At 54.0% G+C, this 11,948-nt stretch carries 6 protein-coding genes; 4 read left to right on the top strand and 2 right to left on the bottom strand.

What is annotated here, in order from left to right; all coding sequences use genetic code 11:
- Positions 1 to 2: 2 nt before the first annotated feature.
- A complete protein-coding gene (locus ACR0K9_RS10515; protein ID WP_480822942.1) occupies positions 3 to 968 on the bottom strand; it encodes an NAD-dependent epimerase/dehydratase family protein in 966 nt (321 codons plus the stop codon).
- Between the two features lie 828 nt (positions 969 to 1,796).
- Between ACR0K9_RS10515 and ACR0K9_RS10510 the strand changes: the two genes are divergently transcribed.
- The 3 genes from ACR0K9_RS10510 to ACR0K9_RS10500 all read left to right on the top strand — a co-directional run bounded on the left by ACR0K9_RS10510 (position 1,797) and on the right by ACR0K9_RS10500 (position 5,128).
- The gene (locus tag ACR0K9_RS10510) at positions 1,797 to 2,723 is read left to right on the top strand and encodes an ExeA family protein (RefSeq protein WP_480531369.1); all 927 of its coding nucleotides are present in this window, start codon (positions 1,797 to 1,799) and stop codon (positions 2,721 to 2,723) included.
- Positions 2,720 to 4,276 (top strand): GumC family protein, encoded by a 1,557-nt coding sequence (locus tag ACR0K9_RS10505; RefSeq protein WP_480822940.1) that lies wholly within the window; start codon positions 2,720 to 2,722, stop codon positions 4,274 to 4,276. The genes ACR0K9_RS10510 and ACR0K9_RS10505 overlap by 4 nt, the downstream gene beginning before the upstream one ends.
- Positions 4,277 to 4,417: 141 nt before the next feature.
- Positions 4,418 to 5,128: a CpsD/CapB family tyrosine-protein kinase gene (locus ACR0K9_RS10500; RefSeq protein ID WP_480822938.1), complete on the top strand. Its 711-nt coding sequence runs from the start codon at positions 4,418 to 4,420 to the stop codon at positions 5,126 to 5,128.
- A 67-nt stretch (positions 5,129 to 5,195) separates the two neighbouring features.
- Here the strand turns inward: ACR0K9_RS10500 and ACR0K9_RS10495 are convergent, their stop codons facing one another.
- Complete coding sequence (locus tag ACR0K9_RS10495; protein ID WP_480822936.1) at positions 5,196 to 5,987, bottom strand: WecB/TagA/CpsF family glycosyltransferase; 792 nt, start codon at positions 5,985 to 5,987, stop codon at positions 5,196 to 5,198.
- A gap of 732 nt (positions 5,988 to 6,719) precedes the next feature.
- Here ACR0K9_RS10495 and ACR0K9_RS10490 point away from each other — a divergent pair.
- On the top strand, positions 6,720 to 11,558 hold the full coding sequence (locus ACR0K9_RS10490; protein WP_480822934.1) for a PA14 domain-containing protein: 4,839 nt from the start codon (positions 6,720 to 6,722) through the stop codon (positions 11,556 to 11,558).
- The last annotated feature ends 390 nt before the right edge of the window (positions 11,559 to 11,948 follow it).

Below are 11,948 nucleotides of genomic sequence, written 5' to 3'. Positions count from 1 at the left end.
GCTCAACCTTCCATCGAGGCTGAGAAGAAGCTGGTCAGTGCCGCCAATACGTCGTCGCCGGAGCGATTGTATGAGCCGTTTTGGCCGAAAAGCCCGGCGTGTTGAGTGCGCATGTCTTCCTGGTGAAGCTTCCCGGCAGTTTCGGGCATGTCCCGTCCGACGAGGGCACGGTGCACTTCGGACGCCATAAGCGGCTCTGGCGCAAGGTGCAGAACGTCCAGACCGGCATCCAGCGCACGATCGATATCTGTTTTCAGCCGCGCCATTTCATAGAACTGATAAGTGGTTTGGCGATTGTGGAACATGACGGCGTTGATGCCGAGTTTATCCGCTTCCACCGTCAGCGCTGCACGATCTGGCAGTTCCGCCAATGCTGCGCGGTCGATCACGTACATGCCAAGCGTATCATCAGTGGAATAGATGGCGCTGAGCGGTGACACCAGCGAGGCTGGAAGCTGGGTTTCCAGCTTTTCATAAGCGGCCGGGTTCAACATGGTTGGTAAGGGATTCATCAGGTCGAAGATAAAGTTCTTCATCAGACCGGGCCCGAACAGGGCAGGCAAGCGGGCGATCAGGCATTGTTGGAAATGGGCCTGGCAGGCTTGTTCCAGCCTTCTGCGATTAACGCCATAGGCAACGCTTTCCTGATATTTCGCATTGGCCTCGGAATAGCCGCCATCGAAGCGGTCCAGCACTGCAATCGTCGAGATCAGTACGAATCTGCGGGCCCGCATCCGTGAAAGCGACGCGATCAGGGCGTCGATGCGTTGCGCGTCGCGGTCCGGATATCTGTTGGCCTCAAACATCGAGCCGGGCGCCGCAGCGCAATAAAGCGTATCAAAGCGCTGATCTTCGGCGTTCTGCACGGTGCGAGAGTTGAAACCACGCGCGTCCGGCAGTGCCCGCGCGAGGGTTGATCCGACAAAGCCCGAATGCCCCAGAATGCCGATATCAGATTGTAACGCCATGGCCAGTTGGTCTCCAATCGGCTTCATACTCATAACTTACACTGCGGGCGAACCGCGGTGACACATAATACATCAGGACCCGGTAATCTCGGACCAGCCTGTCGGCTGTCTTTTGGGTCCCGCTGACGATGATGCCGAAACAATCGGGCATCGTCACAAGTGGAGTAAGCCCCGGTTCCGGTTCTGTCAAAGAGAAAGAACAGGGCAACAAACCCGTCCAATCGGTGTTTTATTAGGGTTTCGGCCAGGCTGGCTAAGTAAGAATTTTGGCCTTGGCGGCGTTCACACTGAATGCGCCCCGACTCATTAACAGCACTATCTCTTCACAATCGCGGGTTGCGGGCATTATTGTTTCCGTTTCTCATTGATCAGTCATAATTGATTTTGAATATTTTTCAGCGGCTCTGCCCGCAATGCAGGCTTCAAACCGGCTATCATCTCAGGCGATACTTCCTGCTGAGGGTGACAGAGAGCCCGTCTTTATCAAGTGAAGGCCTCGCTTCGTCCGGGGCCCGATCAGAGTATTTTTCACACCAAAACCCTGCAATAATTGAGATAACGTTCGCTTTGCTCAAACCCGCGTTGTGCTATGATGTGAGGTGACGGAATTTTGAGACGCTGGCCGGGGGATTCGGGTTGGTGATCTGCAACCCAATCTCCTTAGGATGGCAGATCTTGTAAGCGTTGCTCGTAAAACCGCTTAAGTTGTGGCCTAAATCACATGCGTTTGCTACGACAGGGTGTAAATAAAGTGTAGTAGTAGTTTAGAGTGCAGCGCTAACAGGCCTGAATTCCCGAACCATGCTGGGGATACCCGAGGGTTCAGACATGTCGGTGCAAGTAAATGAGTACGAGGATTTGAATATTCGTCCCACCCATACACCAAGCGACACCTCAAGTTCGCTTGATATTTATACCGCTCATTTCGGGTTGACCGAGCGGCCTTTTTCCTTGCTGCCCGATCCGGATTTCATTTTCTGGTCACAGGCCCATCTGCAGGCCTACACGATGCTGGAATATGGCATCCTGACACGCGCGCCGATCACCCTGATTACCGGTGATGTGGGGGCCGGCAAGACAACGCTGCTGCACCATCTTCTGAAAAGCGTCGGAAGCGATGTGAAGATCGGCCTGATCTCGAACGCCCATGGTGATCGTGGTGAGTTGTTGCGCTGGGTTTTGATGGCGCTGGATCAGCCTGCGCCTGCAGATGACACCTATGTTGATCTCTTTGCCAAGTTCCAGGCTCATCTGATCGAGGAATATGCCAAGGGGCACCGGGTGATCCTGATTTTTGACGAGGCGCAAAATCTGACCTCGGAATCTCTGGAAGAGCTCCGGATGTTCACCAACATCAATTCGAACAAGGACGAATTGCTGCAATTGGTTCTGGTTGGACAGCCCGAGCTTCAGGAAATCATCCGACAGCCAGAGATGCGCCAGTTTGCACAACGCGTGGCGTCGAGTTTCCATTTGAAAGCGATGGACCGGAAAACAGTGCGCAAATACGTGGCGCACAGGCTGGAAGTGGCCGGGGCCGAGCGCAACTTTTTCAGCCCGGCCGCGACGGATCTGATCTACGAGTCGACAAAGGGTGTACCGCGTCTGGTCAATCAGCTTTGCGATCTGTCTATGGTCTATGCCTTTACCCGCGGTCGCAAACGCGTGGTGCGGCATACGGTGGAAATGGTCCTGAGCGATGGCGCTTTTTTCGCCGCCAGTTTGAATTCAGATAATGACGGTCTGACATCATGATGAACGATATTCGGTTCTACCTATCTTTGGTTTGGCGCAGGCTCTATTTCATTGTCCCGATTGTTGTGTTCTGCACGCTTGGTGGCATCTATACAGCGTTCACTCTGCCACCGGTTTACAAAGCTCAGTCCCGGTTGGTTGTAGAATCTGCACAGATCCCCGGTGATCTGGCTTCGACAACCGTACAGGCCAGTGTCATTGAGATCCTTCAGGTCATCCAGCAACGGGTGATGGCGCGGGCCAATCTGTTAGATTTGTCGAGCCGCTTTGCGGTTCATTCCGATCAGCCAGATATGACGTCAGACGAAATCGTATGGGACATGGAAGAGCGGATTGAGCTTCAGTTACCCTTCGATACCCGAAATCAGGCTGCATTGGTAACGGTGTCATTTGCGGCATCGGATGCAGAAGTATCGGCTCAGGTCACCAATGAACTGGTTACGCAGTTTCTGCAGGAAAATGTGGCGATGCGCACAGGTGTTGCAGCGCAGACTCTTGACTTCTTTGTGCAGGAAGTCGCCCGTCTGGATGGTGAGTTGGCAGAGCAGGGCAGCAAGATCCTTGAATTCAAGGAAGCGCATAAAGACGCTTTGCCCGACAGTCTCACCTATAGCCGCGAACGGCAGTCATCATTGCAGGAACGGATATTGCAATTGGATCGCGAATTGTCGGGCCTGCGCGACCGCCGCTCCCGGCTTGTAGAAATTTACGAACGGACCGGGCGCTCGGATCTGGCCGGAGAGAGCCTGACACCGGAACAGCGTCGCCTGCGGCAGTTGCAGGATGAACGTGCCTCGGCTTTGGTCATCTATTCTCCGGATCATCCGCGCATTCGATCTCTGGACGGTCAGATTGCAGCTTTGGAGGCGGCGAATATCCAACTTGGTCTCGGCACGGAAACAGCGCCCAATTTCACGGCCTTCGAACTCCAGGTCTCTGATATCGATGGTCAGATCGATTTCATCGAGGCGCAGAAGACCGACATCAATGCCGAGTTGGAAGCTCTGGCCCGATCCATTGAAGCAACGCCGACCAATGCGATTGCCCTGGGCACGCTTGAGCGGGATTATGATAATCTGCGACTGCAATACACGCAGGCGACGGCCAGCCTTGCCGAGGCGCGTACCGGTGATCAGATCGAGGCGCAGTCCCGTGGGCAGCGCATCACAGTGACCGAGCACGCGGTGGTGCCGACGTTCCCGGCCGAACCCAGCCGAAAAAAGGTTGCGGCTGCTGGCATGGCCGCCGGTTTGGCGCTGGCTGGTGGGCTGTTTGTATTGCTTGAGGTCCTCAATTCGACGGTGCGCAGACCGGTAGATATATCCGCGCGTCTCGGGGTGCCTGTATTTGGAACGGTGCCCTATATGTGGACGAGACACGAAATAGCTATCCGACGCGGCAAGATTGTTGCTGGGCTGTGTCTTCCGATCGCGGGGGTAGTTGCGGCTATGTACTTCATTCACCTATACTACTTGCCACTTGATCTTGTTCTCGAAAAAGTTGCTGAAAAGCTTGGCGCGACAGATTTGCTCGATCGGTTGAATCTGGGATAACGGGACGCGAAGGTTATGGAACGTATTCAAACCGCCATTCAGAAAGCCCGAGAAGCGCGACGGGTCTCGGATTCAGATGAGAAGGCGCAGACGCCTGCGCCTGTCCCGGTGGAGGCTTTAAAGCCCGAGATGCCCTCTGCTTTGTTCAAGGAAAAGCTGTGGGCAGACCTGCCGAAATACGAGTTGAAGCCGAAGCAGTTGAAGCGCGCGCGAATATATGGTCACGAGGCAACCACAGACTCTGCACCCTTTGATGTTTTGCGTACGCGTATGATGCATCAGATGCAAAGCAATAACTGGCGCCGGGTCGCGATTACTTCGCCCGGTTCTGCCTGCGGCAAGACAACGCTGTGCCTGAATCTGGCCTTTAGTATTGCGCGACAACGGAATGCGCGGTCGATGCTGATTGATCTCGACTTGCGTCGCCCATCAATCCACAAGTTGTTGCAGGCGGGTGAATATCACTTTGCTAACGCGTTGGAAGAAGAAAGCCAGCCCGAAGATCATATGATCTGTTATCAGGAAAAGCTGGCTTTTGCGTTGAACAGCCACCCGGTCCCGGACTCTGCCGAGCTACTCCAGGACAAAGATGCGGCTCATGTCATTGACCGGATGGAAGAGCGGTATCAACCCGACATTATGCTGTTCGACACGCCACCCATGCTGGCTTGCGACGATACATATGCTTTTCTCGATCAGATTGACTGCGTGCTTCTGGTAGCCGCCTCTGAGGGTACCACAGCGGACGAGCTGGAGAAGTGCAAGGAAGAGATTTCGGCGCGTTGCAACCTCTTGGGTGTGGTGTTGAATAAATGCCGCTATCTCGAGAAACTGGACAAATACGGCTACTGACGAATTTGCCTGCAGATTCCGGTGCAGGCCCGGCCTGCGCAAGGCAACATGTCATTTGGCGCGATATTCACCGCGCCAAGCGCGCCCGCAGGGCCTGTGCAATTAGTTTTGGCAATATGGCTATGCACCGTCCATAGCGTGCCGCCAGACGGCCCGGATTGCTGACCATGCGCCAGACCCATTCCAGGGCCAGTTTGCGAACCCAGGACGGGGCCCGCGTCTGGCTGCCTGCAATGAAATCAAGCCCAGCCCCAATCGAGACAAAACCACAGGTCGGGGCGAGCAGCGCACCACGTGCCGCAAGCATTTCCTGCTTTGGTGCGCCAAGGGCCAGAAAACACAGGCGCGCACCTTCTGCATGGATGGTTTCAAGGTAAGTGGCAACTTCGGGTCCGTTGGGGTCAAGCCCAAAAGGAGGCGCGATCTTTGTCACCACGTGTAGCCCGGGATTGTCCTTTTCCAATTGCTCCGCTGCACGATCCAACGTGTCCTGGGTCGCGCCGAGCAGCGCGACGGGTATGTCATGTTCGGTTGCCAGCCGCGCAAGCGGGGCGATCAGATCCGAACCGGGCATCAGTTCGATGGGTCGCCCTGCCAGACGTGACAGCCACACAATGGGATTGCCATCAGCGACGATGTGACTGTGCGCAACATAGGCTGATCGAAATTCGGGCATCTGACGCATCTTCACGATGTGATCTAGATTCAATGTGGCCAGCGTAAAGCCCTGCCTCCGATCCCAGCAACTGACGATACTTTCGAATAGCCCGGTTCTTGTGGGCTGACTGATCAGCGACAGAAACTCCGGGCCCTGCGCTGTTTGTTGCGTCGCAATGTCAGTTTCGGAATTCACAAACACTATTCCACTCTTATTGAACCAATGACCTTTGATGGCTCAGCAATGAGTTGTTGTCTATTGTTAGTTGCTGGCTTTTGCCGGGTCGGCCAAAGATGCGTTTATTGTTCCGGCGGTTTTTGCAAAGCGATTCCAAATTGCCACGCAGTGGGCGCTAAAATAACCAGCAATTGAAAAGCCGAGACAGATTTCCCGTGATGAACAATGTATTGCCGCCAATTTTCATGAAGAATCTATGAAAAAATTAATGAAAATTGGGCGACATTGGGTGTCAATTGGCCTGTGCGCGCAGAAAATCGGTCATTTTGAGCATAATCTCGGCGGAAAATTGGGCGCTCTCGGCAATGTCCCGCTTGCGTGAATAGCTTTCAGTATTTCTGGGTTGTGGGCAATTTGCCCCCTGAGTATGCCATTGTTCAGGGATGGTGAACTAGTACTTCGTTGCGTTTAAACGACCATGATTCTCGGGGGTTACAGACCGCTGGGCACAATAGGACTATGTGTGAGAGATGGCTTGCAGCTGGGCACCAGCCTCTAAAACAATGACTGCGATTCCGCAGTCATTAGCTATTTCTTATCAAAAGAGTACTCAGAATGGACACAATTCCGCCGTGGATATGTTCATTTGCCAGAGTCCCGCCGCACTTTCGCCTTTGTGTCTCCGTACCCCGTAAATCGCCACCACATCAATTGGAGCCAAATCTGGCTTTAGTTACCTGCACCAAGGATAACGTCATGAGCAGTATTGATCTTCGGAACTTCGGGATCCCGAACCAAGGTATGGGTTTCGTAACAGAATACTACGTTTTGCCGGAGTGGGTTTCCAGCTTGAGTGAAATCGACTTCGAAAGAACACCTGATGCGGTCGAGATCTCGACAGAGCTGAACACCGAATGGTCTGAAGACGCCTTTTGGGAAGGTGGCCCTGAGGATTCCTTTGCCGCGCGATATACCGGCAACCTTAATGTGATTGAGAGTGGTCTTTACACAATCCATCTGACGTCGGATGACGGTTCGGCTCTTTATATCGATGGTGAGTTGGTTATTAACAATGACGGTAACCACTACGCTCAGCTGGTCCCTGTCACGCTGGACCTGAGTGCGGGTTCGCATGAGATTGAAATCCGTTATTTTGAGAACGGCGGTGCACAAACGCTGAAGCTGGAGTGGTCAGGGCCCGATACTGACAATGAACTTCAGCTGATCGACTCCAGTGTTGTGGACTATTCCTCTTTGGCGGAGACTGAAGGGTCTGAAGAAGGCGCCGGCGAGGTCTTGGCCAGCGCAGAATCTGCGCCTGAAGCCACGGCTGAAGCGACGATCAATCAGGGCCTCGAAGCCAGATTTGTTCGGATCCAGCGTGGGGATACAAGTCTGGACCAGATCAATTTTGATGCTGATTCGATATCGGAACAGATCCTGACCGAGGTGAACTTTAAAAAGGGCAAAGAGGCGTGGTGGGACGATGGTCCAAGCAGCCGCTTCGCTGCTGAGATAACGGGCCAGCTAAACGTCGAAACTGCGGGTGAATACACGATTTACCTGAAATCGGATGATGGTTCTGCTTTGTATCTTGATGGCGAACAGATCATCGACAATGACGGGCGTCACGGGACCACAGAAATCCAGCAGACTGTGTATTTGTCCGAGGGCTCGCATGATCTTGAGCTTTTGTATTTCGAATATACAGGTGCACAGACGCTCAGGCTGTTCTGGAGCGGTCCGGATACCGATGGAGACAAACGCATAATTCGGGGCGACAGCCTGAGCCATGGCGAGCCTGTTACTGATACTACAGGCGATCAGGACGGAACCGACGCCACGGACGGCACCGATACCACAGACGATACGGATCAGGGCGGTCAGGACGGTACTGACACGACGGACGGAACCGATACCACGGATAATACGGATCAAGATGGGCACGACGGCGGTGACACCACGGATGACACCGATACTACGGACGGGACGGATCATGGTGGCAACGACGGTACCGACACCACAGATGATCAGTCATCTCAAAGCCGAGGCCTTGCCGCGCAGTATTTCGTATTGCCTACCGCGGCGTGGAGCCTCGCGGATATCGATTTTGATGCGACGCCAGACGCAACAGGCTCTGTATCAGAACTGAACTTCCAAAGCTCCAATGATCCCTTCTGGGAGAGCGGTGTGCAGGATGAGTTCGCGGCGCGTTATTTTGGCACACTGAATGTGGCAGCGGCCGGAACTTACACGATTTATCTGACGTCTGATGATGGCTCTGCGCTTTATCTGAATGGTGAGCAGGTTATCAACAATGACGGCGCCCATGCTGGCGTAACCGTCCCGGTCACACTTGATCTGGAAGCGGGCGAACACGACATCGAAATCCGGTATTTCGAGATTTGGGGCGAACAGGTCCTCAGATTGGAATGGAGCGGTCCTGATACAAACGGGGCGACCGAAGTTATCTCGGGCGACAGTCTGACGCATCCGGCAAACGGCGCGGATGATACGGATCATTCCGGGCACGACGGTACCGATACTACTGATGATACCGATCAAAGTGGGCAGGATGATACCGATACCACCGACGGCACCGATACGACGGATGGGACTGATCACGGCGGTCACGATGGTACTGACACCACGGACGGCACCGACTCCACTGATGGGACTGATCACGGCGGACACGACGGTACTGACACCACGGACGGTACTGACTCCACTGATGGGACTGATCACGGCGGGCACGATGGTACTGACACCACGGACGGCACCGATGATACCACCGATGGCACCGACAACGGCAGTCAGGATGGTACTGACACCACAGACGGCACCGACACCACTGATGGTACGGACCACGGCGGGCATGATGGCGGAACTGATACCACGGATGACACCGACAACGGTGGGCAGGATGATACTGACGGCACCGACACCACGGACAACACCGACAGCGGTGGGCATGGCGGTCACGGTGGCGGTGGCGAAGTGGACCACGGTGGCGCCAATATACCGGGTACCATCCCGGAACCGACCAGCCCGGAAGAATATGATGCTTTCGTTGCGGCGGTGATGGCCGAACCGAATGCGCCATCTCATGGTGGCGATATGAACATGGCTATGGAACGCGACCAATTGATGGAACTCGTTGATCGCTCCGAGGCAACACATGTGGCGGTTTCTGATGGCGATTGGTTTGATCCAAACACCTGGCATGAAGGACGCATACCGGATGCTGGGGCCAAAGTGCTGATCCCAAAAAACATCGCGGTGCAATATAATGGCGAAAGTGATGCGTCACTGTTTACGGTTCGTGTTGATGGTGAGCTTTCATTCGCAACCGATATTGACAGCCGCATGGTCGTCGACACGTTGATTGTCGATTCATCAGGTCGGCTTGAAATCGGGACTGCCGAGAACCCGATTGCGGCGGATGTGAATGTGGACATTGTCATTGCCAACAATGGCGATATCGACGTCAACTGGGACCCGGCGCTGCTGTCTCGTGGAGTGATTTCTCGCGGTCAGGTCGAAATCCATGGTACGGAGAAAGACGCATTTCTGCGTGTCTCCGAGGCGCCGATGGCCGGGGATTCAGCCCTGAGCCTGTCTGAGGTACCAGACGGCTGGCAAGTGGGCGACAAGCTGGTCCTAACCGGTACGCATAAGACCGGTCACACAAACACTGCCGAACTCTATATCGAAAGCCAGGACGAAGAAATAACGATCACGGCGATCAACGGCAACCAGATCACCTTTGAGCCTCCTTTGGAGTATGACCACGATACGCCGCGCGAGGACCTGTTTGCCTATGTCGCAAACATGTCGCGCAACATTACGATCTCCAGCGAGGATGGCGACGCGACTGAAACGCACCACCGCGGGCATGTTATGTTCATGCATAATGATGATGTCGATGTGCGGTACGCTGCGTTTGAAGATCTGGGTCGGACAGACAAATCCACCCCCGCCGCGCTGAGCGCAGCCGATCTGCCGGTTGTGGAGCCTGACAGCAATGTTCAGGCGCGCTATCCGCTTCACTTCCACAGAACCGGTACGGCTGATCAGGCGAATCCGGCAATGGCCGTTGGCAACGCTATCGATGGTTCACCGGGATGGGGTGCCGTACAGCATTCCAGCAATGCCAACTTCACCGATAACGTAGCGTTTGACATTTTCGGCGCCGCATTTGTGGCGGAAGCTGGGGATGAAACCGGCGTTTGGCTCAGAAACATGGCGATCAACGTCGAAGGTACCAATTGGGGTGACTGGGAAGTCAAAGACGGCGCACGCGTTGCCGCCCAAGATACAGGCCATACCGGAGATGGTTTCTTCTTCGCCGGACGTCTGGTGGAAGCGGCCGAGAACGTCGCGGCGAACACCAATAACGGCTTTGTCTGGATGCACCGCAACAGCAAAGAGAATCCTCTGGTCGAAAACCTGGATCATCCTGAGATCGGGTATGGGGGGTCAGACGAGATCCTGAACAACTATGCGCCGATCCAGGGTTTCCGTGATAATGAGGCCTTTGGCACAAATACTGGTATCATCGTTATCAAAGACGCGCCGTGGCAGGAGACGCATGAGATCAGATCAGTGTTTGACGGGTTCCTGAACTGGGAAACCGCGACGGGTGTAAATCTGAGTTACACATCACATTACACGCTGATAGATTTCGATCTGGTCAACACGGTTGATCGGGTTGGCGATGTCCATCACTATGGGGTGATTTTGGGCAGCAACACCACTGATATGGTGTTCAATGGTCTGCGTGTTGAAGGCTTTGACGTTGGTGTTGACATGGAATGGGATCCACATTGGACCGTTCCGGATGAAGACATCGCACACGTACTGATTGACTATGAGGGCATCAACAACAGAACCGATCTTTTTGGTTTCAATCCCAATCAGCATCAGTTGTTGACATCAGAAGACCTCACGCCAGGCCGGATGGAGTTCATCCACAATGGCGACACCAGCCTTGCAGTGGGTGAAAGCTTCAGTTTTGACGGGATTAAGACGGACTCAATCGGAACCCGCGACCGAGTGTTGTCGCAGGACCCGCTGGAGCTCGGTTTCTATGAGCATATCATCTACATCATCTCGGAAGAGGGGTATTATTCCACGCCAGATGGACGGAACGTCATTCTGATCGACGATTTCCTTGCCGATCGCGCGACCGGTGAATTGACCCGTATCACTCATGTTGTGACGTTGGAAATGACCCATGAAGAGTTGGCGAATAACTGGATGATCAACAACTATGCAAACGGTGCCAGATATAATGGCGTGATCGATCTGGGAGGATCGGCTCCGGATGCACGGGACGACAATTTCTCAACAAGCGTGAGTCAGGGAATCCTGGTTGATGTACTGGCCAATGATTCAGATGCCGAAGATGATATTCTGAATGTCAGTGGTTTTACCGACCCTGATAATGGCGATGTCTACATGCAGGAAGACGGTCGTTTGCTGTATCAGCCGAATATTGGCTTCGAGGGCACAGATAGCTTCGATTACTGGGTGGCGGACTCGTCCGGGCAACTGACTGAAGCAACCGTAACTGTGGAAGTCTTTGATATGTGACGTCTGCTACGTCGAGCACGGGCTTAGCTTCCCGGCTCCCATGAGCATACCAGCCCACCGTTAGAAATAACGGTGGGTTTTGGGTTGCTGAGAAAATACTCATGATAGGGTCTCATGCCGGAAAAAGCCGCCAATTAACTTCGGCGCCATAGCCATTGCATGAATGGATGCCGGGATCGTTTGACGGGCCGAGCGCATGCCTGGTTCAAATAGCTCCTCGGAATTTCGCAATTCAAGATAGTAACATTTGAATCGCGCCATTGTCCCTGACTTGCGGCCAAATCTTGCCCGCTGTGACAAACACTGACACAACAGACGCGAGTTGATTGATAGCCTGATCAGTTGACAAAAAAAGTCAGCGATATGGTGTTTTTCGATGTGCCCGTCAGT

The sequence above is a fragment of the Ruegeria sp. L12 genome (assembly GCF_056531745.1).
The sequence above is the reverse complement of the archived record's forward strand: the minus strand, read 5'-3'. Positions and strand labels throughout refer to the sequence as shown.